Below are 23474 nucleotides of genomic sequence, written 5' to 3'. Positions count from 1 at the left end.
AATTAGTGTAATATATTTTATAAGTAAAATATACTTATGTTTAATAATTTAAAATTATATTAAAATATATATGAAGTAGTAAGTAGAATCCCTACTACTTCTATATGTGTGCCTGTCATGGGCACTTTTTTATGCTTAAGGATATTATAATACTTCGAATTATGTGGGTAATTTTTGAACCTAAGTAATATCAATAAACGGGTTTTGAGCGTAAAAAAAGATTTTGAGCAACTGATGAAGTCGTTGGCGAAATGAGCAAAGCGAATTTTTTATTTTATGATAGAATAAATTTTATAATAAAATATTTAGAAACATGATTTGATTTAATCTATAAATATATGTAAATACTTTATAGATATGATATAATAAATATCAAAATGCTTATGTAAATATTGTAAAACGGAGAGGGAAATAGAATGAGCTTCAAAGAATTGTTTGATAAATCAGTAGACTTTATAGATGAGAAAAGAAAGTATATAGCTACCATTTCATTGTCACTGTTAGGGTTAATAGTATTACTAGTACTATTTTTTTTAAGTAGTGATGAACTAAGTGTCAGTAAAGAATCAACTGCATTATTAAATAGTATAGAGCAAAGAAAGTATAGTGCTGCCATTAATTATTATAATGATGTGGAAAAAGAGTTTTCTGAAGCTAAAATGAATAGATTTAACAAATCTGTATCAAAGAAAATTAATAAGTTATTATTAACTAATGGAGATAAGTATATCAATGGCCAAATTAATAAAGAACATTTTATTGGTTTGGTAAATATGATTAATTCTCTAGAAGCAATTGAAATTGATTCAGATAAAATAATAGATCAAGCTAAAAGAGTTAATGAAATGTATAGGGATGAAAATATCACTTATGATGTTGCAGTTTCGTATATTAATTCAGCATCTAGTTTAAGCACTATTGGAAACGAGTTAAATGAATATAAACAACAAATAAAAATACTTAATGACTCTAGATCTATTTATGAAAGTTCAGTAAAAAATCAGGAAATTAAAAAGTATTATGAAGCAATTACAGGATTTGATAAGGTATTGGAAGAAGATAAGAAATATTATAACTTAGCTCAAAAAGCTAAATCAAAATGTATTGAGGATATGTATGATTATTATATTGGAGAAGCAAAAGATAATAATTCCAAAGGCAATTATGAGAAGGCGCTTCAATATATTGACTATCTAAAGCCTTATTACAGTGATGATGAAGAAGTTTTATCATTAGAGAAAGAATATAAGAAAAATCTGTCTTTATACACACTATCATCAGATGATATTGTAAATATAATTGTTAAAAAAGGTGATAAGGAAAAAGAAAGTATATCAGTTAATTCATTTCAACAAATGATAGGTGATGAAAAATATTATTATGTTGAAGTGTATGAATATGAAACATTAATTGATGAAATATTAATAGAAGCAAAAACAAAAAAAGTATATTCTTATAAAGATGGTAAAAAGGATTTCAACTCAAACTTAGGCGATGGATACTTTAAAGTGTTAGAAGATGGAAGTGTTCAATTTGCGATTAGTGAAGGTGAAGCTAAATTTTTACTAGAAAGTAAACTTTCAGATAAAGGAAATAGTTATAAGAGTATTTCATTTGTTGATATAGAAAAGGCTAATGACTATATTAATAGTCAAGAAAGTATAAATGATATGCTTGGAAAAAATAAGAATACTTATTACTATGCAGTTCTTAATAAAGGCTTATTTAGAAAAAAAGAAGTCTATGCCATTAATATGTATGATAAAAAGATTTATAGTATATCTAAGAATGGCTTGAAAGAATACAAATAGATATAAACGACAGAAAAAAACAAATGTTTTTTTAACATATTATTAAAGGAGATATTATTACAACATCTAACTTAAATATGTAGAGGAAAATTTGTACGAGGGGAAAGAAGAGTAATGAACAACCAAAAGAGAAAAATATATACTGTTATTGGAGTAATATTTGCCTCGATATTATTATTCTTAGGTATTATGTGTGCACAAATAAGTGGAGATAAAATAGTTAAGAATACTTATATTGACGATGTAAATATTGGAGGATTAACAAAATCTGAAGCAATTGAGAAACTAGATAAAAACCACAATGTGGATAATATTGAATTATCTTATAAAGATAAAGTATGGAATATTGAACCATCTACAGTAGATTTCTCTTATAATATCAATGAAACAGTAGAAAATGCATATAAGCTAAGTAGAAAAGGTAGTTTTTTTGAAAATCTATATTTAACAATAAAATCTAATTTTAATAACAAAAATATATTAGATTTTGAAGTTAAATACAATGAAGATAAGTTAAAAGAAGAAATAGAAAATATAGCTAAAGGTATAGATGTTGAAGTAGAAAATTCAACTATAAATATTAGTGGCTCACAAATAAATATTACTGATGAAAAAGATGGAATGAAAGTAAATATTGATAAGACTATAGAAAATATTAATAAAGATATTTCTAAGGGAATATTTTCAAGTGATATAGTTGTAGAAAATGTTGAGCCAGAGATTAAAAAAGAAGACTTAAAAGAAGTGGATACAGTGCTTGGTAGTTATTCAACTAAAGTAACTGGACCAGTTACAGGAAGACATACAAATATAAGATTGGCAACAGAAAGAACTAGCGATGTGTTATTAATGCCAGGGGATACATTCTCTTATAATGAACACACAGGTCTTAGAAGTGCCGAAAATGGATACCAATATGCACCAGTAATTGTACAGGGTGTACTTCAAGAAGGTTTAGGTGGTGGAGTTTGTCAGGTTTCTTCAACATTATTCAATGCTACTCTTTATGCAGGTCTTGAATATACTCAGTTAAGAAATCACTCAATACCATCAGGATATGTTGATATGGGAAGAGATGCAGTTGTTAGTGATACAGGTCTAGACTTTGTATTTAAAAATAACTTAGAACATCCAGTGTATATTAAAAACTATATGTCAGGTAACACTATTATCTGTCAAGTGTATGGTAGTTCTAAAGATAAGCAAAACATATCAATATCGACTAATACAGATAAAGTAGAGGAGACTCCTGTTAAGAAAGTAGAGGATCCTTCTTTACCTAAGGGAGAAGAAAAAGTAATTGATAAAGGTAGAAATGGTTATAAAGTTTCAACATATAGAATTTATAAAGATGATAATGGTAATGTATTAAGAAAAGAAAAAGTTCTTGTATCAGTATATCCTAAGAGACAAGAGGTTGTGGCTATAGGTACTTTAGAGAAGGAAGAACCAGAAAAACCTGCAGATCCTGTAGAACCAGAAAAACCTGCGGATCCTGTAGAGCCAGAAACACCAGAGGGAGAAACTCCAGTTAACCCAGATGGGCAAAAACCAGAAAATAATGAAACACAACAACCTCAACAACCTCAACAGTAAAAATTGATTACTAAAAGGAATATTAACAGATGGGAGTTTTTGAAATGAAGTTAAATGATATTACAGCCTACATCCAAAATATTTGTGAAAATATTTCTAGAGTGTTAGATGCAGATGTTACTTTAGTTAGCAAAGATTTAACAAGGCTTGCTGGTACTGGGATATTTAATGAAAAAATAGGTGAAACTATATCAAATGAGTCAGTTTATTCTCAAGTTCTAAGAGATGGTAAGCCTTATGTTCTTAATAAAGAGGTAGATGATCATTGTAGTAAATGTTGTAATAAAGAAAAATGTAAAGAACTAGCAGATATCTGTACACCTGTTAAACTTAACGATGAAATACTAGGTGTATTAGGAATTGCAGCATTTAATGAGGAGCAAAAAAATAATTTATTATCTAAAGATAAAGAACTTACAGAGTTAATAAAAAGTATGTCTGATTTAATTTCTTTTAAGCTAGAAGAATTATATAAACATGAAATAAAGTCCATAGATGATATGGAAAAAGAAGCTATAGAAAATGCAATAAAGAAATATGGCAGCAATACAGAAGGTATGAAAAATGTTGCTACGGCTCTAAACATAGGTATAGCTACACTTTATCGCAAAGTAAAAAAGTTTAATATTAAATATTAAGAGGGATAGTTGCAATAAAAATCTTTATTGCAACATCCCTTTTATAGTATTAGAAATTATGAATTATTCAATAGCTTCACATACTTAAATAACTTTGTTAATCATAATATAAAAGAAAAAGGATAGGATTTAAAAAAGTATATATTTAGAAAGGAAAAGTCATGGAGAGATTCACAGATATTGATTCTATATTTAAAGAACAAAAAAATTATTTTAAAAGTAATATTACAAGAGATATTGATTTTAGAATTAAGCAACTTGATAAACTAGAAAAATCTATAAAAGCTTATGAAGATAAAATATTAAAAGCTTTAAAAATGGATTTGGGTAAAAGTGAGTTTGAAGCTTATGAAACGGAAATAGGAGTTGTACTTTCGGAGATTAAGCATATAAAAAAACATATTAAAAATTGGGCAAAGCCTAAAAAGGTAAAGTCATCATTGGCTTCCCCTGGTGGTAAAAGTTATATTTATAGCCAACCATATGGTTTATGTTTAATAATGGCACCTTGGAATTATCCTTTTCAACTTTGTATATCACCTTTAATTGGTGCGATTTCAGCTGGAAATACATGTATAATTAAGCCATCTGAGCTTTCACCAAACACGTCAAAAGTAATCAAGGAAATGATAGGCGAGTATTTTGAGAGAAAATATATAGCTGTTATTGAAGGGGACATTGAAGAAAATAAATACCTACTAGATAAAGATTATGATTATATATTTTTCACTGGAAGCCCAATGGTTGGTAAGATTGTTATGCAATCAGCAGCAAAAAGATTAATACCTTGTACCCTTGAACTTGGAGGAAAAAGTCCTTGTATAGTAGATAAAAATGCCGATATTGAATTAAGTGCAAAGAGAATTGCTTGGGGAAAACTACTTAACTCTGGCCAAACTTGTATTGCCCCTGATTATATTATTGCTCATAAATCTATTAAAAAAGAATTTATAAATAAAATGATAGATACTATTAATACATTTTATAAAGGAAATCCTCTAGAGAGTGATGATTATACAAAAATAATAAATAAAAGGCATTTTGATAGAATATTATCCCTAATAGACTATGAAAAAGTAGTATATGGTGGTAATTATAATTTAGAAAACTCAAAAATAGAGCCAACTATTTTAGATAATGTAAAACTTAGTGACAAAGTTATGGAAGAAGAAATTTTTGGTCCATTAATTCCTATATTAGAATTTGAAAATACTGAGGATTTAATTAGTATTGTAGATAAACATCCAGATCCTTTAGCTATGTATTTATTTACTGAGGATAAAAAATTCGAAGAAGAAATAATAAATTCATTATCTTTTGGAGGGGGATGCATTAATGATACGATAATGCACATTACAAATCCTAATGCACCTTTTGGAGGAATAAGAAATAGTGGAATAGGATCTTATCATGGAGAACAAAGCTTTAAAACTTTTTCACATGAAAAAACTGTACTTAAATCATCTACTAAAGTGGATATGAAGTTTAAATATCCACCATATTCTAAAAAAAGTTTAGCATTAATAAAAAAAGCATTTAAATTTATGTAGAAATTATTACAGAAAAATGGCAAAATATGTATAGTTTTGACTAAAAATATTAATTGTGTTATCTTAGATATATATAAGCTGATGGGAGGCGATTGGTATTTTTGGTCAAAGTATTAAAAATGATATAGAAAATATGCCTAGAAAAGTATTAGACATATCATTAATAGATGAAAATAAAAGTGACTTAACTTTTTTTAATATAGATGAAGATGAAACTAATGAAACATTAAAGGCATTAAAACAAACTTATGTTACTACAAACTATAAAGAAGAAACAATTTTAAATCTGCAAAATGATTTAAATAATAATTCAGATGAAACTTCTAAAGAGCTAAAGTTAGAGTCATATAAGAAATATAACAATGCACTTGATTTAGCAAATAAAAACTATATAACTAGTGCTGTAGATATGATAAGTAAAGCTTTAGAATTAAATCCTAAGGATGTAGACATATTAAACTTAAAGGGATTATTAACTTTATTAAAGTGTGATTTTACAAAGGCTTTTGAAAGTTTTTATACAGGTCTTTGCTATGGAAATAATGAGCTATCAAGAAAGTATGTAGATTTACTTTCTTCAGAAGAATATAATATATTCCTGGGAAGATATAATCACTCAATTAGATTTATTAATGAGGAATTAAACCATGAGTCTATTCAAATACTGGATAATATGATAGTAGAAGATGAAAATTTAATAGAACCTTATGTAATACTAGCACTTTTATATGGAAAACTTGGGAATGTTAAAAAGAAAGAAATCTATTTAGACAAGCTTAAGCAAATAGACAAAGATAACCCTATTTTTGATGAGAAAACAAGCTCAAAGGATGAGGAAGTAAAAAAAGAAGAAAAAAATGAAGTTGTAAAAGCTAAAAAGAAGAATATTATACCTTATGCAGTAATTGGATGTTTAGTTATTGGTATGGGTGCTTTTGCAATTAATTATAAAAATAAATTAGATAATCTTAATTCTAAATTAAGTGAGAAAGAAGAAAAGTTAGATTCTGCTTCAAAAGATTTGGAAGATGCTAATAAAAAATTAGATGAAACAAATAAAGAATTAGATGAAGCAAAAAATACAGAAACAGAAAAAGAATTAGTACTAGCTAGTGAGGAAACTTTATATAACAATGCTCTTCAATTAAAGGCTGCACAAAACTATGAGCAAGCTATTTCTTATTTTGAAAAAGTAGTTGAGAATGGAAAAACTAAAAAATATAAGGCAGAATCTACTTATCAAATAGCAATACTTAATGAGCAGTTAGGAAATGTAGATGAAGCCATAAAGTATTATAGAAAATATATACACACATATACACCAGAAGATCAATACTATGATGATTCATACTACCAATTAGGTATGTTATATTATAATAATAAGCAGCTACAAAAGGCTAAGGATACTTTCTATGGAATGAGAAGTGAAGTTCCTGATAGTATGTATAATAATTCAAGAGTATCTGAAATATTAAAAGAAAAATAGTGATATTTAAGGCGTTAATTTTAACCATACTGGTTTTAATTAATGCCTTTTTGATTTTAAGAAATTTATCAAATAATGAAAGGTGAATACAATGCCCCTAAGATTAATAAAATGAAGTAGTGAGATATTAGTTAATTATTTTGTAGGGGGGGCGAAGTATGGTAGAGAAGGAGCTATTTCTTCCTGTTCTTAAGGATGGAAAGTATGGCTTTATTGATAAAGATACTAATACAATAATAAAACCAAAATATAAATATGTTTCGGAACGGTTTAGAGATGGTTATTGTGTAATAACCTATATCAAAAAGATAAGAAGATCTATAAGATGGGTTTTTGGATATATTGATAAAAATGGAAATGTACAATTATTTTTGCACTTAGAAAGTGCATCAGAGTTTCACGAGGGTTTATCGAGGATAAAAATAAATGGTAACTATGGATATATGGATACATCTTTGAAAGAGGTAATAGATGCAAAATATGATTCAGCAGGAAATTTTAGAGAAGGATTGGCAGGGGTTAAAATAAACAAAAGATGGGGATACCTAAATAAAGATGGAGATATAGAAATAAGCCCTAAATATACATATGTAAGCCAATTTTTTGAAGATAGGGCATTAGTGGAATATAAAAATAAGTATGGCTATATAAATAAAAATGGTGAAAAAATAATATACCCAGAATTTGATATAGCAACGGACTTTTCAGAGGGTCTAGCAGCTGTCAGAATAAATGATAAGTGGGGGTACATTGATAGTAGTGGTAGTTTAAAGATAGATTTATTATTTGACAAAGCAAAGCCATTCTATGAGGGGTTAGCATCTGTATGTGTAGGTAATAAATGGGGATATATAAATATTGATGGGAAATTGGTTATTGATCCTATTTATGACTATGCATGTAATTTTAGTGAAGGATTAGCTAGGTTTAATATTGGTTCAAGTTCATTAAGCAGAGGGATTAGTATGCCTAAAGGTGGTGTATGGGGATTTTTGAATAAATCAGGTAATATTGAAATAATTCCGATGTTTGATTCTATATCTGATTTTGAAGATGGATATGCTCAAGTTATGAATGGAAATTGTAATAATTATATTGATAAAAAAGGAAAATTAATTTTAGACAGCGCAAATTAAATTTGAAAATTATATATCAAAGTAGTAATATATAAAATGTATAGGGAAGGGACTAAGGTCCCTTTGATTTTTTTTATCATCAAAACAAATAAGAGACATACAAAGGGAGGACAAGATGAAATTATTAAATCAATTAGCCTTAATATTTGGTATATGGGCATTAGGAGAATATATTAGCTCCTTTATAAGTGGATTTGTTATCATCCCAGGAAGTATTGTGGGAATGATTCTTTTATTCTTAGCATTACAATTCAAATTAATTAAATTAGATTCAATAAAAGAAATTAGTGATTTGTTTTTAGATAATATGGCAATATTTTTTGTGCCTGCAGGTGTATCTCTTATGAGCTCTATGGACTTAATTAGAGAGAATATATTTGTACTTACTGTAACTATAGTATTAAGTACAACAGCAGTTATGTGCATTACAGGGCTAGTAGTTGAAAATATGATTAGTAAAAGACCGAAGGAGAGAGAAGATGTATAATATTTTAGAAACACCATTATTTGGAATTATATTAACGATTTTATTTTTTAATATAGCAGTATATATTAATAAAAAGACAAATAATCCAGTTCTTAATCCATTATTGGTAACTATAATAGGTATAATAATATTTTTGAATATAACTAAAATACCATATGAAAGTTTTAAAAGTGGCGCAGACAGTATGAATTTCTTTTTAGGGCCAGTTACAATAGTTCTAGCAGTGCCTTTATATAAACAATTTGGACTATTCAAGAAGTATTTAAAAGAAATATTAATAGGCATAAGTTGTGGTGTATTAGTATCTTTCATATCAATAGTAATAATAGGTCGATTTACTAATGCACATATAGATATTATTAATTCATTAATTCCAAAGTCAATAACTACACCTATGGGATTATCATTAGTAAGCACTCTTGATGGTATAGAGTCCATAGCAGTAGTTTCAATAATTTGTACAGGCATATTAGGAGCTATAATTGCACCTTTTGTATTCAAAATAGTAAAAATAAAACACCCTGTTGCTAAAGGGATAGCATTAGGAACATCAGCACATGCGCTTGGTACAACTAAAGCATTAGAATTAGGTGAGGTAGAGGGTGCTATGAGTGGATTATCTATAGGTATTTCTGGAATACTTACAGTTATTTTAATTCCTATAATAATAAACTTCTTTTAAAATCAACTTAAATATAATATAGTATATATAATGAATAAAGTTTAAATATTTTGAAAAATGAATTTCTGATTGCTTTGAATGAAAGATAAGACATTGATATGATGGATTATCTTTCATTTATTTCATATGAGCAATAAATTACTATGTATTTTATAAATATAAACTAAAGGTTATTATAATAAAAAACAAGTATGTAGCATGTATTAACAGTGAGAATAATAAATATAGGAAATTTTATTGACTAGTTAAATTTTGCAAGTTAAGATAGTGTACTTTTTGTGATTTGATAGTAATAAAATTATTTTATCCAAAATATTGAAATAAAGTAAATTTTATAACAAATCACATCAAAAAATACACTAGACATATATTCAAAAGGTAATATAATATATCATGGGATTAATGCTTAGGCAAAGAGCAATTAATAATTAGAAGAAAGTAGTTATGCTAAAAGGCATATAAAACTTGAAGGGAGAAAAAAATGAGTAAAGTAAACACCACTCTGGAAGATAATATTTTTTTAAGATATTGTGTTATTGTTCTAGGAATGGTAATAGCAAGTATAGGGATTAATGGATTCTTAAGACCAGCCCACTTATTAAGTGGAGGAGTTACAGGGGCAGCTGCTACAATAAACTATTTAACAGATATTAATATAGGTTTATTAACATTTATAATTAACATACCTATATTTGTTTTAGGATTTATATACTTAGAGAAAGAATTTTGTATAACTAGTTTAATAAACATGATACTATTCTCTGTATTATTAGGAGCGACTCAAGAAATTGGTCAATTTATACCAGTAAAGGATATATTACTTCAAAGTGTATACGGAGGTTTATTATCAGGTGTAGGTACTGGGTTGGTATTTAGAACAAAATCATCTCAAGGTGGAACTGATATTATTGCAGCCATACTTAAATTTAAAAAGAATATACCTATGAAAGACACTACATTGTCAATAAACATTATATTAGTTTCATTAGGTGGAATATTATTTGGTATGGATTTAGCTTTATATACGTTAATAGGAATGTTTATCAATGCAACTGCAATGAGCTTTGCTAAAGATGCAATGAACTCACAAAAATCTGTAATGGTTATATCAAAGGAAAGTGAACCAATAGCAGATGAAATAATGAAGAATTTGGTTAGAGGGGTTACATTCTTAGAAGCAGAAGGTGCTTATACTCATGAAAAGAAAAAAATTATATATTGTATAGTGTCATCTAATGAAATTCCTAAAATTAAGGAAATAGCACTTAAATATGATAAAAAATCTTTTATATCAGTAAATGATGTAACAGAAGTTAAAGGAAGAGGATTTAAAGAAAAATATTTATAATTTTAGTAAAATGAAGAAAATTAGTGTATAAAAACAATAATTTTTTAATATAATAAAACCAGGAGGAGGATGCTACGTCTCCTCTTAAATACTCTAGAGTGATAAAATCTTATCGGAATCCCTTTACATAAGATGTGTGGGGGAAAGTGTTGCACATATTTAGCAATAATTCTGGACGGGTAGCATATAAGCTATTTATTACAATCGGGTAACGTGGTATGTGTAAAATAGAGTAAACCTATTCGGGTATACTCTATTTTTTTGTTTTTATTATGGTAAATATGGTATTTTTTGCATTATATATAGAAAAGTACATGTAAATTAATATATAATAAGTGTGAAGTAGTAATACTTATTATTACCAGTGGAGGAACAAAATATGAATTTGCCAAAAGAGTACATTAATATATATAGAGAATATTTGAAAACAATTAATGAAATAACAAAAGATGTGAGATCAATAAGACGAAAGCAAAAGTTTATATCTAAGAGTGAAGAAATTAAGAGTGGCCAACTAAGATTAGTAAATCAAAGCAGTAAAAGCAAGATATATACTTTTGAAAATGGTGATACTTATATTGGAAAGTTAGTTGATGGAAAAATGGATGGAAGAGGAACTTTTTCTTTTGTAGATGATAATGACAGAACAGTAGAGTACACAGGAGAATTTAAGGAAGATATGAAGCATGGAAGAGGTATGTATACATTAGCTAATGGTAACGTATACATAGGAAACTTTGAAAATGATTTAATAAGTGGGATAGGTCAAATGTGTTATATTAGCCAAAATGAGTATATTGGTAATTGGGAAAAAGGCTTGAAAAATGGTCATGGAATATATAGATGGAGTGAAGGAACCACTTATATAGGTGAATTTAGAAAAAGTAATATGGATGGGAAAGGTGTTTGCCTTGATAAAGATGGAAATATAATATATGACGGTGAATGGAAAAATAATTTAGTACATGGTCATGGAACATACTATTGGGAAGAGGGAAAATGGTATGTAGGTGAATTTGTTCAAGGTAAGAAGCATGGATTTGGGACATTCTACATAGATAATGAGCTAGCTTATGAAGGAACTTGGAAGTTTGATAAGCCTTGTATATTTAATAGAAGTCTAGATGAAATATTTTCAATAAAACTTTAATATATGAGTTCAAAAAATATAAGGATATATTGTTTTATAGTATAAATTATTAGTTTATAGTCTATAAAATAATATATCCTTTTTTACTTGTACGCAGATTATGTAGGTCTATAATGTGCGTATAATGAAAAATTTAGCGAATAAAAATTATTGGATTATAGGATGATTATTTTTATTAATGTAGAAATAGTTATTAATAAAAAATAGTATATATTAAGAATTCTTAGGAGTGATAAATTGAAAAAAATAATAGCATTAGTTTTAGTTGTGGTAGTATTCTTCCTTTATAACGGAGAATTAAAATATGCTATAGATAAATTTAAAGATAAGAAGTCTGAGGAAATTACTGAAACACTTAGCTATGATGTTGTAGAAGATAATGGTGAATCCACAACATCAAATTCAGAGATTAATATAAAAAATTATGAAGATATAAAAATTGGTGATAGCTTAGAATCTGTTATTAATAAAGTTGGTAAACCAGGAAGAATAGATGAAAGTGAATATAGCTTTAAATGGTATGTCTACAATCAATATGGAGATAAGTTTTTCATGGTAGGAATTGAAGAAGAAAAGGTTGCAGCACTTTATAGTAATTCAATTAATACTTGTGAAAGTGATAAAATTAAACTTGATTATAATAGAGATTATGTTAGAGAAAATTATGAACCATTAGAATACAAGAAAAAAGGAAATACTAGATATATCATTAGCTCTGATGATCAATATGACATAATAAAAAAAGATAAAAAATATATAACTGTTTTTTATGATATTTATGAAGATTATAGAATTTGCGCTTTTCAAGTATTAAATGAAAAGGTAGAAAATAGTTTAGATGGAATATATGCCAAAGAGGATGAAGACTTAAGAAAGGGTCTTGAACTACAAGTTATAGATTTAGCTAATAGTGTTAGAGCACAAAGAAATTTAAACAAGCTAAGTTTTAGCGAAAAGGCCACAGTAAGCTCAAGAAAACATAGCCAAGATATGTTAGAAAAGGATTATTTTGACCATGTAAATAAGGAAAATAAAAATCCATTTGATAGAATGAAAAGTGAAGGTATTGTATATCTTGGAGCAGCTGAAAATATTGCAGCAGGCCAAACAAGTGCAATTTATGCTCATGAAGCATGGATGAATTCTGAAGGACATAGAAAAAATATTTTGGGTAATTATAATAATATAGGAGTTGGAGTGAGTTTTGGTGGTTATTATAGCTTATACTACACTCAAAATTTTTATTATAACTAAAATATTTGAAAGGAAGCTTATATATGAGACGTAAGAAAAATACATTATTAGCAATATTAGCAGCATCAGTATTATTATTCAGTCAAAGTATAAATATATACGCTGAGGAAGAAGAAGTATTTGTAAATCATGGACCTAGAGATAAAAAAGTTATAGCTCTTACGTTTGATGATGGTCCACACCCAAAAGAAACAGACAAAGTACTAGATGTGTTAAAAAAATATGATGTAAAGGGTACCTTCTTTATTGCAGGAAAACATGCTAATTGGTACCAGAAACCTCTTATAAGAGCTAGTGAGGAAGGTCATGAAATAGGAAATCATACTTTTACTCATCCTGATATTTCAAACTTAAGTAGTAGCCAAATACAAGGAGAAATAAAACAGTGTGAAGATATTTTGGAGAAGCTTACAGGTAAAAAGCCTACATTGTTTAGACCTCCATATGGTAGTTATAGAAAAGAAGCATTAGCACAAATAGCCAAAGACTGTGGATATAAAATAATATTATGGTCTACATTAGATGCTAGAGATTGGCAAAACCCTCCAGCATCTAAAATAGCAAGCACTATAACTAATAATGCTAAAAATGGTGATATTATACTTTTACATGATTATGCAACAGATAATACTGTAGAAGCTTTAGAAATTCTTATACCAGAAATGAGAAGTAAAGGATTTGAATTTGTTACAGTATCACAATTATTAGGCGAATAAATAATAACAATAAAAATAATAACTGTTATACATTAAAAAACTTTAAAATATATTTTATAAAGATAAACATTTTTTGAAAGTTTTAATATTATATAATAAGACTATCTTGAGAAGGATTGATTTAATGTATAACAAAATTTATGAAAAGAAAGAATTTATAATATTTCAAGTTAAAGAAGGTTTTATTGCATACAATACAAAGAAGGTTTTTCAAGAGGGTCACACGCACTTAAAGCACTTTGAGGCAGCAAAAACTGCCATAGACCTAGTCATTAATAAGAAGATACCTAAAAGTACAGATGGGTATTATCTAACGAGTTTGATTAGGCTTAGTGAAGATGATATATACATTGACAAGATAAATGAATTGATTAAAACGAGAGAAAATAAAGGTAAAAAAGAAAAGTATGTTAATTCTGGATATAAATTATCAAAAAGGAGCTTATAGCTCCTTTTTTACGTATAAAGAAATTTATAATGGTTTTCAATTTGTGCGAAGGGGTATTTATTTTAATATCCTTTGTACATATTAGATTTATTGCTATAATTATAGTCTATATGTCTATTTCGAGACACTAAATAACTAGTTATACCCTGGCTATCATATAGTTTTAATTTTTTTATTGCCTCTTGCTTTGGCATAGGAGAAGATATAGATTTTGTATCCGATCTAATTATGATATATCTGTTCATTTCAATGCCTCCAATGATAATATATTTGTAATTATTTTTTGTATATAAAGCTTTAATATACCAAATAAAAAACCAATAATTTCATCAAAAAAATCTATGTTTTTTTACATTTTTACCAAAATGGATATTTAGTTGCATACAAAAAAGTAATGTGATAAATTATTTTATAGAAATTAATCTTAAATAACTATAAAAATAAAATTATATATAAAAATTTAACAATAATATACTTATATAAATCATATGATATTAATATTTATATATAGATAAAAATTTAACTTAGGAGGGCATATTAATGATCCTTATGATAGATAATTATGATTCTTTTGTTTATAATTTGGTTCAATATATTGGGGAATTGGGAGAAGAAATAATTGTAAAGAGAAATGATGAAATTAGCCTTGAAGAAATAGAAAAGTTAAACCCTGAGATAATAGTATTATCACCTGGGCCATGCTCTCCTAAAGAGGCTGGGATTTGTATAGATGTTGTGCACCATTTTAAGGGTGTAAAACCAATACTAGGTATTTGTTTAGGACATCAAACGATAGGACATGCATTTGGAGGCAAGGTTATAAGAGCAACTGAGCCAGTACATGGTAAAGTACATAGTATAAACCATACAGACAAAGGAGTATTTGAAGGATTAAACAATCCACTCAATGTAACTAGATACCACTCTCTAATAGTAGAAAAAGAAAGCTTACCTAATGATTTAGAAGTTACAGCATTGACTAAAGATAATGAAATAATGGGAATTAGACATAAAGAATATCTAATTGAAGGCGTTCAATTCCATCCTGAAGCTATTTTATCAGAACAAGGTCATGAAATACTTAGAAACTTCATAAAGAAAGCTAGAGAGGGGATAAAGATATAATATGATAAGAGAAATAAGTACAAAGTTAAATTCTTTTGAGATATTTACAATATTTAAAGATGAAAGTAATAGTTTTATTTTAGATAGTGCAATGGATAAAAATAAATTAGGAAGATATTCTTTTATTAGTAGCAATCCATTTAAAATTCTTAAGTATAAAAACAGCGATAACAATCCTTTAGATGAACTTAAAAAAGAATTAAATAAATATAAAGTAAAAAATGATACAAACCTTCCATTTATAGGTGGAGCAGTAGGTTACTTATCTTATGACCTGGGAAATTATATAGAAAAACTACCTAGAACTGCAACTGATGACACTAATGTGTACGATATGTACTTTGGGCTATATAACCATGTTATAGTAGTAGATCATTTGGAAAATAAAACTTATATTGCATCACCTGATTTAGATATACCTTTAGAGGAAGAGATAATAAACAATATAGAAAAATTAATAATAGAAGCAGAAATAAATGGAATAGACAAAATCTGCTACGAAGAGAAAGAAGTAGAGTCTATTAAATTAACCTCAAACTTTACAAAGGAAGAATTTAAAAATAGTGTTGAAAAAGTAAGAGAGTATATAAAAAAAGGTGATATTTATCAAGCTAATTTAACACAAAGATTTAGTGGGAAAACAAGTTTATCAAGCTTTGAATTATATAGAGATTTAAGAAGAATTAGTCCGGCACCTTTTGGGGCATTTTTAAACTTTGATGAAAATAATATATTATCTAACTCACCAGAAAGATTTATAAAATGTATAGATAATATAGTAGAGACTAGACCAATAAAAGGTACAAGACCAAGAGGTGAAAATGAAGAAGAAGATTTAAAGTTACAAGAGGAATTAAGAAATAGTGAGAAAGATAGAGCGGAATTATTAATGATAGTAGACCTAGAAAGAAATGATATTGGAAGAATATCAAAAATAGGTACTGTTAGGGTTCCAGAGTTGTTTGTAATAGAACCTTATGCAAATGTTAATCACTTAGTATCAACTGTTGTAGGTGAACTAGAAGGAGGTAAGGATGTTGTAGACGTAATAAAAGCAACATTCCCAGGAGGTTCTATAACAGGTGCACCTAAAATTAGAGCTATGGAGATAATTGATGAGCTAGAACCAACACAGAGAAATGTTTATACAGGTTCTATTGGTTATATAGGATTTAACGGAGATATGGACTTAAATATAGCTATAAGAACTATAGTAAAAAAAGAATCTGATGTATATTTCCAAGTTGGTGGGGGGATGACTTGGGATTCTAATCCAGATGATGAATATCAAGAAACCTTAGATAAAGCAAAATCAATTATGAAGGCATTAAGAGGTTATTATGAAGAATAATATATCTTTTGATAGCACTTTATGCAAATTTGGTATTGGGCTATTCGAAACAATAAAAGTTACTGATAAGCCTATAGGTTTAGATTTGCATATGGATAGAATGTATAACTCTATAGAAGCATTAAAACTTAATATAAATTATGAAAGAGAGTTCTTAGAAAAGGAAATTATAGATTACATTTATAAAAATTCAGTTTACAATAAAGCATTAAGAATTACTATATTTGATGAAGGATACAATATCTCAACTAGAGATATTTCTTATAGTAAAGAAGACTATGAGAATGGTTTTAAATTAAATATATCTCCTATAAAGAGAGGAGAAAGTTTGATTTATAAACATAAAACAACTAATTACTTTGAAAATATTTACACTAAAAACTTTGCCAATGAAAATGGATTTGATGATGGATTATTTTTAGACATAAATGGAACTATACTAGAATGCTCAATGAGTAATATATTTTTTATTAAAGATAAAACTATATATACGCCTAGTTTTGAGTTACCAATACTAAATGGTACAATGAAAAAAAGGATTAAAGATATTTGTGGTGAATTAGATATTGAGTTGATAGAAAAAAGAATAAATGTGTCGGAAATAAATTCCTTTAATTTCGTGTTTATTACTAACAGCTTAATGGGTATAATGAAAGTTACACAAATAGAAAATATAATTTATGATAAGGAAAATATGCTATACAACGAGATACTAGCTTGCTCACAATCAAATCATAGTTAGTGGAGAAAGAATATGACGAATAAGATATATAAAATATATAATCAAGAATTAGAAAAAATAATTAAAAACAGCAATACTATTTCAGTGTTTTTAGTTGGATCAAGTAAAAATATAAACTTTAGTTCTCCAAATTTGGATATTAATGATATAGATATATTCGTATTTGTAAATCAAGGAGAAGATCAAGTTAGAGTAGTAAAAGAAATAGAAGGTATTGAGTTTGACATAAACTATTTTTCAAGAAATGGATTTAAAAACTTAATAGACAAAAAAGAATATTTCTTCTTAAATGAAATGAAAGATGCAGTAGTAGTTTATGATAAGCATAGTACAGGAAGTAATATAATAACTTTATGTAAAAGAAAGTATTTAGAGGGTCCTAACAAGCTATCTTATGACGAAAAACAGTTTTTAAAAGTTGAAACTATTTCAAAAATATCTAGACTTGAAAATAAAGAGGTCTATGATGATTTTGAATATGATTTTATAAGAAATTTATACTTAAGGGATCTAATTGTTGCTTATTTTAGTGTAAATGATCTCTGGAAACCTAAAGATAAAAAATTATTGAAAGTATTAAAAGAAGATGATGCTAAATTATATAAAGCTATAAAGGATTATAGTGAAGATGGAAGTTATGAAGATTTAGTTAAAATATGTGATTATGTGTTTAGAGATTTAGATAATTTAAAATCTATAAAATTAACGTACTAGAAATAGGGGGGAAAGTAATGAGTAGTGTAGATAAAGATAAAATAAAAAGAGCAGTAAGGGATATATTAGAGGCAATAGGTGAAGATCCAGATAGAGAAGGATTAATGGATACACCGGATAGAGTAGCAAGAATGTATGAAGAAATATTTTCTGGTCTACATGAAGATCCAAGACAGCATCTAAAAGTATTATTCCAAGATGAAGTACATGAAGAGCTTGTTTTAGTTAGAGATATACCATTTTATTCATGTTGTGAACATCATTTAGTACCTTTCTTTGGAAAAGCTCATGTTGGATATATACCTAAAAATGGAAAACTAACTGGATTATCTAAGATTGCTAGAGTAGTTGAAGCATATGCTAAAAGACCACAATTGCAAGAAAGAATAACTAAAGGAATAGCAGATATTATTATGGAAGAACTTGAGCCATATGGTGTTATTGTTGTAGTTGAAGCTGAACATATGTGCATGACTATGAGAGGTGTTAAAAAGCCTGGTTCAAAAACTATAACATCTGCAGTTAGAGGTATATTTGAAAAAGATATAGCATCAAGAGCTGAAGCTATGAGTTTAATAACAATGAAATAAATATTTTTTAGGAGATAAATTATGTTTGAATACGGGAAAAAAACTTATATAATGGGAATATTAAATGTAACTCCAGACAGTTTTTCTGATGGAGGGGATTTTAGTAACCTTGATAAGGCTATAAAACATGCAAAAGAAATGGTAGATGAAGGCGCTGACATAGTAGATTTAGGTGGAGAATCAACAAGACCTGGTCACAACTATGTCGATGCAAAAGAAGAAATAAAAAGAGTAGTACCTGTTATAACAAGGCTTAAAGAAGAAATAAATGTACCCATATCTATAGACACATATAAGGCTGAGGTAGCAGAAGAAGCACTTAAACTTGGTGTTGAAATGGTAAATGATGTATGGGGATTAAGAAAAGATGAAAATATGGCAAAAACTATTGCTAAATATGATGCTTATGTATGTATAATGCATAATCAAGATAAAACAGATTATGATAAAGACATAATGGAAAGTATAAAAGAGTTTTTAGAAGAAAGTATAAAATTAGGTTTAGAAGCAGGTATAGATAAAAATAAGATTGTTTTAGATCCAGGTATTGGTTTTGGTAAAACATTTGAACAAAACCTTGAAGTTTTAAGAAGACTAGGAGAGTTAAATGAGCTAGGATACCCAGTATTACTTGGAACTTCTAGAAAGTCTGTAATAGGTAATGTTTTAAATGTTGAGCCTAAAGAAAGACTTGAAGGTACTATAGCTACTACTGTACTAGGTGTTAGAGATGGAGTAGACATAGTTAGGGTTCATGATGTGGCTGAAAACTTAAAAGCTGCTAAGATGGCAGATGCAATTTATAGAAAGTAGAGGATAGTTAAATGGATAAAATACTACTTAATAACTTAGGCTTTTATGGCTACCATGGATTATTAAAAGAAGAAAGTGTTTTAGGACAAAAGTTCTTTATTGATATGGAGCTTTATTTAGATACTAAAGAAGCTGGCTTAACTGATGATATGTATAAATCTGTAAGTTATGCTGATGTATATGAAGTTGTAAAAAATATTGTTGAAAATAAAAGATTTAATCTTTTAGAAGCGTTAGCAGAAAATATTACTATAGAAGTTTTAGATAAATTTGAACTTATTAATTCTGTTTTGATAAGAGTAAAAAAACCAGAAGCTCCAGTACCTGGTATATATGATTATTTTGGTGTTGAGATAAGGAGAAGTAGAAATGAATAAGGTGTATCTAGGACTTGGAACTAATATGGGAGATAGAGTAGATCATCTTAAGAGAGCTTGTGCGCTGTTAGATGAAAATAAGGATATAAGAATAAGCAAGAAATCAAAAATATATGAAACGAAAGCTTGGGGATATACAGAACAAGCAGACTTTTTAAATATATGTATAGAATTAAAGACAAGTCTTAGCCCAAAGGAGCTTCATAAGGTTTGTCAATATGTGGAGGAAGCTCTACATAGAAAAAGAATAATTAGGTGGGGACCAAGAACTATAGATGTTGATATATTATTTTTTAATGATATAATATTAGACGATGAAAATTTAACAATACCTCATCCAAGGATTCAAGATAGAGCCTTTGTTCTAATACCATTATTAGATTTAAATGATGAACTTACTATAAAAGGCAAAACTATAGGTAATTACTTAAACTTACTAAAAGATGAGGAAAGACAAGACGTAAAGGAGTTTATAGGTGATGAAAAACAACCTATTAAAGTATAATTCTAAAATAGAAATAAATTCTAATGATAAAAAGATAATAGTAAAAGAAGAACCGCTAATAATAGCAGGTCCTTGTGCAATAGAAAGTTACGAACAACTTTTAGAAACAGCAAAGTTTGTTCAAAGTAAAGGTGCAAATGTTTTAAGAGGTGGAGCATACAAGCCTAGAACTTCACCAAATTCATTTCAAGGTTTAAAAGAAGAAGGTCTTGAAATACTTAAAGCAGTTAAAAAAGAAACTGGTATGGCTATAATTACAGAGCTAATGGATATTAGAGAGCTAGATAAGTTATATGAAGTCAGTGATATTATTCAATTAGGTTCTAGAAATATGCAAAACTTTACTTTACTAAGTGAAGTTGGAAAGCAAGACAAGCCAGTAATGTTAAAAAGAGGAATAGCAGCAACTATTTCAGAGTGGATAGGAGCAGCAGAGTATATTGCTATAGAAGGAAACCATAATATAATAATGTGTGAAAGAGGTATAAGAACTTACAATGATTATACAAGAAATACATTAGACTTAGCTGCAGTACCTATAATACAAAAAGAAACAAACTTACCTGTTGTTGTTGACCCAAGTCATGGAACAGGAGTTAGATATTTAGTAAAACCAATGTCAGTAGCATCACTTGCATGTGGTGCAGACGGTATAATGGTAGAAGTACACCCTAATCCAGAAATGGCATTATCTGATGGAATGCAATCTCTTCATTTTGAAGAATTTGAAGATTTAATGAATGCAATAAAATAATTATATAAAAAATCATATATAATTATAATTTTAGATAGAAAAATCAGTATCTCAAATAATTTATTTGAGGTGCTTTTTTTTGTTAATAAGTTTTTTGAGAAAAAAATAAAAAATCACAAATAAAATAAAAAAACAAGGGTTAAGATATATAAAAATAGGAAAAAGTAATACAATGTTAACAAAAACAGATAATAAGAAAACTTACAGTAATAAAAAGAAATAAAGAAAATTAAAGTTAAAGAAGGATATTAACAAAAAAAGTCGAAATCTGTATAATGAGTATTTGACAAATTAGAAATTTACTGTAAAATAGAAATGTTAACAAAAAAAATCACGTGAAGGTGATAACATGAACGATATAAAAGATGTTATTGAAGAAGTAAAAAGTAGGTGTGATATTTCAGGTGTAATATCAGACTACATAAAAATACAACCTTCGGGCTCGAATTACAAGGGATTATGTCCTTTTCATGGAGAGAAGACGCCATCATTCTACATAAATACTGCTAAGCAGATATATAAATGTTTTGGTTGTCAAGAAGGTGGAGACGTTATTAATTTCGTCATGAAGATAGAGAACCTAGAATTCATGGACGCAGTAAAATTACTAGCTAATAAGTGTGGTATAGAATTAAACACAAACATTGACGAAGAAGCTAGGTTAAAGATAGAAAAAGCAAAAAAATATCAAGACATACATGTTGAAGCCGCTAGATTTTATTTCTCTAATTTAATAAGTAATAAAAATCCAGGCTATCAATATCTAAGAAACAGAGGTCTTGACGATAAAACTATTAAAAAATTTGGATTAGGTTATGCAACTAGTTCATGGAATGAACTTTTAGAACATTTAGAGTCTAAAGGTTACAACAAAGATGAATTAGTTGATTGTGGTCTTGTGGCTTATTCACGGGATGGAAAAAAGGCTTATGATAAGTTTAGAAATAGGGTTATATTTCCAATATTTGACTATAGAGGAAATGTAATAGGTTTTGGTGGAAGAGTTTTAGATGATTCATTACCAAAATATTTAAATTCTCCTGATACTTTGATATTTAATAAAAGGCAAAATCTTTATGGATTGAACTTTGCTAGAAAAAGTATAACTAATAGAACTATAGTTTTAGTTGAAGGATATATGGATTTAATTTCACTTCATCAGTATGGTATAAATAATGTGGTAGCAACACTAGGTACAGCCTTGACAGAGCAACAAGGACAACTAATAAAGAGATATGCTGATACTGCTATAATTTCATATGACTCAGATGATGCTGGAATAAAAGCAACTTTAAGAGCTATAGAAATATTAACTAAACAGGGAATTAACACTAAAGTTTTAAATCTTAAGCAATCTAAAGACCCAGATGAATTTATTAGAAAATATGGTCTGCAAGAATACAATAAGGCAATGGAAGTTTCCACTAACTACATCAAGTATAGGATAGATCATCTTAAGAAAAATTATAATTTAGAAAAAGATGAAGACAGAGTTAAGTTTGCAAAGGAAGCATCTAAAGTAATTAAAGAAATAAAAAGCCCTGTGGAAATAGACTACTATACAAAATATCTAAGCAATTTAATAGATATAAGTGTAGAATCAATAAAAAGGGAAGTTTATGGAAAAGATTACAATAAAGCCTATAATAACAAATCGTACAATAATAATACCAAATACAACAAATATAATATGAATTCGAATAAAAAAGAAGAAAAAGTCATAGATAAGCCAAAAACAATAACAAAAGGAAAGCAATTTGTTGAAGAAACTCTTATAAAAATCATGTTAAATGACAAAACTCTAAGAGATACAATAATTTTAAAGCTTGACGAAAGTGATTTTATTATAAAAGATAGTAAAGAAATTTTGAAATACATAATTAAAAATCAAGAATTGGACAAAATAACTATTGACAAAATCAAAGATTTGAATATATCCGAAGAATACTTAAAAGATTTAGAGTCTATATCATTGGATGTATTAAACTTAAGTGATACTAAAAGTATTGATGAGATAGTAAAAAATGTAAAGAAGAATAGACTACAAGATGAAATAAATAGATTATTACAAGAACAAAAGACAATAGAAGAGAGCAAAAATAATAATGACGTGAAAGAGGTAGATGTTAAGGTTATGGAAATTGCTTTAAAAATAGTTGAAATAAGAAGAATGTTACAAAGATTATAGGAAAGGAAAGGAG

The 23474-nt window shown here is 27.7% G+C and carries 24 protein-coding genes; 23 read left to right on the top strand and 1 reads right to left on the bottom strand.

All coding sequences use genetic code 11. From position 1 onward, the window contains the following. Positions 1 to 416: 416 nt before the first annotated feature. The 13 genes from ACI48P_RS11735 to ACI48P_RS11675 all read left to right on the top strand — a co-directional run bounded on the left by ACI48P_RS11735 (position 417) and on the right by ACI48P_RS11675 (position 14302). Positions 417 to 1811, top strand: a complete 1395-nt coding sequence (locus tag ACI48P_RS11735; RefSeq protein WP_475215893.1) for a UbiD family decarboxylase — start codon at positions 417 to 419, stop codon at positions 1809 to 1811. A gap of 114 nt (positions 1812 to 1925) precedes the next feature. Then, complete coding sequence (locus ACI48P_RS11730) at positions 1926 to 3407, top strand: VanW family protein (RefSeq protein ID WP_475215891.1); 1482 nt, start codon at positions 1926 to 1928, stop codon at positions 3405 to 3407. A 44-nt stretch (positions 3408 to 3451) separates the two neighbouring features. Further along, positions 3452 to 4045: a GAF domain-containing protein gene (locus tag ACI48P_RS11725; RefSeq protein ID WP_475215890.1), complete on the top strand. Its 594-nt coding sequence runs from the start codon at positions 3452 to 3454 to the stop codon at positions 4043 to 4045. A gap of 161 nt (positions 4046 to 4206) precedes the next feature. After that, positions 4207 to 5595: an aldehyde dehydrogenase gene (locus ACI48P_RS11720; RefSeq protein ID WP_475215888.1), complete on the top strand. Its 1389-nt coding sequence runs from the start codon at positions 4207 to 4209 to the stop codon at positions 5593 to 5595. Positions 5596 to 5728: 133 nt separating this feature from the next. Continuing rightward, positions 5729 to 7081, top strand: a complete 1353-nt coding sequence (locus ACI48P_RS11715) for a tetratricopeptide repeat protein (RefSeq protein WP_475215887.1) — start codon at positions 5729 to 5731, stop codon at positions 7079 to 7081. A 158-nt stretch (positions 7082 to 7239) separates the two neighbouring features. Then, positions 7240 to 8217 (top strand): WG repeat-containing protein, encoded by a 978-nt coding sequence (locus tag ACI48P_RS11710; RefSeq protein WP_475215885.1) that lies wholly within the window; start codon positions 7240 to 7242, stop codon positions 8215 to 8217. A gap of 115 nt (positions 8218 to 8332) precedes the next feature. Further along, on the top strand, positions 8333 to 8704 hold the full coding sequence (locus tag ACI48P_RS11705; RefSeq protein WP_475215883.1) for a CidA/LrgA family protein: 372 nt from the start codon (positions 8333 to 8335) through the stop codon (positions 8702 to 8704). Beyond that, positions 8697 to 9386 (top strand): LrgB family protein, encoded by a 690-nt coding sequence (locus tag ACI48P_RS11700; RefSeq protein WP_475215882.1) that lies wholly within the window; start codon positions 8697 to 8699, stop codon positions 9384 to 9386. The genes ACI48P_RS11705 and ACI48P_RS11700 overlap by 8 nt, the downstream gene beginning before the upstream one ends. Before the next feature lie 481 nt (positions 9387 to 9867). Continuing rightward, positions 9868 to 10734, top strand: a complete 867-nt coding sequence (locus ACI48P_RS11695) for a YitT family protein (protein ID WP_475215880.1) — start codon at positions 9868 to 9870, stop codon at positions 10732 to 10734. Between the two features lie 379 nt (positions 10735 to 11113). Then, positions 11114 to 11884, top strand: a complete 771-nt coding sequence (locus ACI48P_RS11690; RefSeq protein WP_475215878.1) for an MORN repeat-containing protein — start codon at positions 11114 to 11116, stop codon at positions 11882 to 11884. Positions 11885 to 12121: 237 nt separating this feature from the next. Next, on the top strand, positions 12122 to 13138 hold the full coding sequence (locus tag ACI48P_RS11685; protein ID WP_475215876.1) for a CAP domain-containing protein: 1017 nt from the start codon (positions 12122 to 12124) through the stop codon (positions 13136 to 13138). Positions 13139 to 13161: 23 nt separating this feature from the next. Then, positions 13162 to 13854: a polysaccharide deacetylase family protein gene (locus ACI48P_RS11680; protein ID WP_475215874.1), complete on the top strand. Its 693-nt coding sequence runs from the start codon at positions 13162 to 13164 to the stop codon at positions 13852 to 13854. A gap of 124 nt (positions 13855 to 13978) precedes the next feature. Continuing rightward, positions 13979 to 14302, top strand: coding sequence for a hypothetical protein (locus tag ACI48P_RS11675; protein WP_475215873.1), 324 nt, complete (start codon positions 13979 to 13981; stop codon positions 14300 to 14302). Between the two features lie 62 nt (positions 14303 to 14364). Here ACI48P_RS11675 and ACI48P_RS11670 read toward each other — a convergent pair whose 3' ends face one another. Further along, complete coding sequence (locus ACI48P_RS11670; RefSeq protein ID WP_475215871.1) at positions 14365 to 14547, bottom strand: hypothetical protein; 183 nt, start codon at positions 14545 to 14547, stop codon at positions 14365 to 14367. A 295-nt stretch (positions 14548 to 14842) separates the two neighbouring features. On the opposite strand from ACI48P_RS11670, the gene ACI48P_RS11665 reads away from it, so the two are divergent. The 10 genes from ACI48P_RS11665 (at position 14843) to dnaG (ending at position 23461) form a co-directional block, all read left to right on the top strand. Beyond that, positions 14843 to 15427 carry an anthranilate synthase component II gene (locus ACI48P_RS11665; RefSeq protein WP_475215870.1) on the top strand — a complete coding sequence of 195 codons (585 nt, stop codon included), beginning with the start codon at positions 14843 to 14845 and terminating at the stop codon, positions 15425 to 15427. Position 15428: 1 nt separating this feature from the next. Beyond that, positions 15429 to 16778 carry an aminodeoxychorismate synthase component I gene (pabB, locus tag ACI48P_RS11660; RefSeq protein ID WP_475215868.1) on the top strand — a complete coding sequence of 450 codons (1350 nt, stop codon included), beginning with the start codon at positions 15429 to 15431 and terminating at the stop codon, positions 16776 to 16778. Then, on the top strand, positions 16768 to 17520 hold the full coding sequence (locus ACI48P_RS11655; protein WP_475215866.1) for an aminotransferase class IV: 753 nt from the start codon (positions 16768 to 16770) through the stop codon (positions 17518 to 17520). Before pabB ends, ACI48P_RS11655 begins: the two co-directional genes overlap by 11 nt. Before the next feature lie 12 nt (positions 17521 to 17532). After that, positions 17533 to 18234 (top strand): hypothetical protein, encoded by a 702-nt coding sequence (locus ACI48P_RS11650; RefSeq protein WP_475215864.1) that lies wholly within the window; start codon positions 17533 to 17535, stop codon positions 18232 to 18234. Between the two features lie 17 nt (positions 18235 to 18251). Further along, positions 18252 to 18824, top strand: coding sequence for a GTP cyclohydrolase I FolE (gene folE / locus ACI48P_RS11645; RefSeq protein WP_475215862.1), 573 nt, complete (start codon positions 18252 to 18254; stop codon positions 18822 to 18824). 21 nt (positions 18825 to 18845) lie between these two features. Further along, positions 18846 to 19637 carry a dihydropteroate synthase gene (folP, locus tag ACI48P_RS11640; protein WP_475215860.1) on the top strand — a complete coding sequence of 264 codons (792 nt, stop codon included), beginning with the start codon at positions 18846 to 18848 and terminating at the stop codon, positions 19635 to 19637. 11 nt (positions 19638 to 19648) lie between these two features. Further along, a complete protein-coding gene (folB, locus tag ACI48P_RS11635; RefSeq protein ID WP_475215859.1) occupies positions 19649 to 20014 on the top strand; it encodes a dihydroneopterin aldolase in 366 nt (121 codons plus the stop codon). Then, positions 20007 to 20519 (top strand): 2-amino-4-hydroxy-6-hydroxymethyldihydropteridine diphosphokinase, encoded by a 513-nt coding sequence (gene folK / locus ACI48P_RS11630; protein WP_475215857.1) that lies wholly within the window; start codon positions 20007 to 20009, stop codon positions 20517 to 20519. The genes folB and folK overlap by 8 nt, the downstream gene beginning before the upstream one ends. Next, entirely contained in the window at positions 20494 to 21273 is a 780-nt protein-coding gene (gene aroF / locus ACI48P_RS11625; protein ID WP_475215855.1) for a 3-deoxy-7-phosphoheptulonate synthase, read from the top strand. Before folK ends, aroF begins: the two co-directional genes overlap by 26 nt. Positions 21274 to 21622: 349 nt before the next feature. Beyond that, positions 21623 to 23461 carry a DNA primase gene (gene dnaG / locus ACI48P_RS11620; RefSeq protein WP_475215853.1) on the top strand — a complete coding sequence of 613 codons (1839 nt, stop codon included), beginning with the start codon at positions 21623 to 21625 and terminating at the stop codon, positions 23459 to 23461. Positions 23462 to 23474: the final 13 nt, after the last annotated feature.

This window comes from Romboutsia sp. LXY-2, assembly GCF_056171995.1.
Note: the sequence above shows the minus strand (reverse complement) of the source record. Positions and strands in the feature narration are given on the sequence as shown.

Excerpts from the sequence above, each read along its gene's own strand:
- ACI48P_RS11700 (WP_475215882.1), top strand. The coding sequence starts at position 8,697 with ATGTATAATATTTTAGAAACACCATTATTTGGAATTATATTAACGATT.
- ACI48P_RS11730 (WP_475215891.1), top strand. The coding sequence starts at position 1,926 with ATGAACAACCAAAAGAGAAAAATATATACTGTTATTGGAGTAATATTT.
- folK (WP_475215857.1), top strand. The coding sequence starts at position 20,007 with ATGAATAAGGTGTATCTAGGACTTGGAACTAATATGGGAGATAGAGTA.
- ACI48P_RS11710 (WP_475215885.1), top strand. The coding sequence starts at position 7,240 with ATGGTAGAGAAGGAGCTATTTCTTCCTGTTCTTAAGGATGGAAAGTAT.
- ACI48P_RS11670 (WP_475215871.1), bottom strand. The coding sequence starts at position 14,547 with ATGAACAGATATATCATAATTAGATCGGATACAAAATCTATATCTTCT.
- ACI48P_RS11725 (WP_475215890.1), top strand. The coding sequence starts at position 3,452 with ATGAAGTTAAATGATATTACAGCCTACATCCAAAATATTTGTGAAAAT.
- ACI48P_RS11695 (WP_475215880.1), top strand. The coding sequence starts at position 9,868 with ATGAGTAAAGTAAACACCACTCTGGAAGATAATATTTTTTTAAGATAT.
- ACI48P_RS11690 (WP_475215878.1), top strand. The coding sequence starts at position 11,114 with ATGAATTTGCCAAAAGAGTACATTAATATATATAGAGAATATTTGAAA.
- dnaG (WP_475215853.1), top strand. The coding sequence starts at position 21,623 with ATGAACGATATAAAAGATGTTATTGAAGAAGTAAAAAGTAGGTGTGAT.
- ACI48P_RS11675 (WP_475215873.1), top strand. The coding sequence starts at position 13,979 with ATGTATAACAAAATTTATGAAAAGAAAGAATTTATAATATTTCAAGTT.
- ACI48P_RS11665 (WP_475215870.1), top strand. The coding sequence starts at position 14,843 with ATGATCCTTATGATAGATAATTATGATTCTTTTGTTTATAATTTGGTT.
- ACI48P_RS11715 (WP_475215887.1), top strand. The coding sequence starts at position 5,729 with ATGCCTAGAAAAGTATTAGACATATCATTAATAGATGAAAATAAAAGT.
- folE (WP_475215862.1), top strand. The coding sequence starts at position 18,252 with ATGAGTAGTGTAGATAAAGATAAAATAAAAAGAGCAGTAAGGGATATA.
- ACI48P_RS11680 (WP_475215874.1), top strand. The coding sequence starts at position 13,162 with ATGAGACGTAAGAAAAATACATTATTAGCAATATTAGCAGCATCAGTA.
- aroF (WP_475215855.1), top strand. The coding sequence starts at position 20,494 with ATGAAAAACAACCTATTAAAGTATAATTCTAAAATAGAAATAAATTCT.
- ACI48P_RS11720 (WP_475215888.1), top strand. The coding sequence starts at position 4,207 with ATGGAGAGATTCACAGATATTGATTCTATATTTAAAGAACAAAAAAAT.
- ACI48P_RS11655 (WP_475215866.1), top strand. The coding sequence starts at position 16,768 with ATGAAGAATAATATATCTTTTGATAGCACTTTATGCAAATTTGGTATT.
- ACI48P_RS11705 (WP_475215883.1), top strand. The coding sequence starts at position 8,333 with ATGAAATTATTAAATCAATTAGCCTTAATATTTGGTATATGGGCATTA.
- folP (WP_475215860.1), top strand. The coding sequence starts at position 18,846 with ATGTTTGAATACGGGAAAAAAACTTATATAATGGGAATATTAAATGTA.
- pabB (WP_475215868.1), top strand. The coding sequence starts at position 15,429 with ATGATAAGAGAAATAAGTACAAAGTTAAATTCTTTTGAGATATTTACA.
- ACI48P_RS11650 (WP_475215864.1), top strand. The coding sequence starts at position 17,533 with ATGACGAATAAGATATATAAAATATATAATCAAGAATTAGAAAAAATA.
- folB (WP_475215859.1), top strand. The coding sequence starts at position 19,649 with ATGGATAAAATACTACTTAATAACTTAGGCTTTTATGGCTACCATGGA.
- ACI48P_RS11735 (WP_475215893.1), top strand. The coding sequence starts at position 417 with ATGAGCTTCAAAGAATTGTTTGATAAATCAGTAGACTTTATAGATGAG.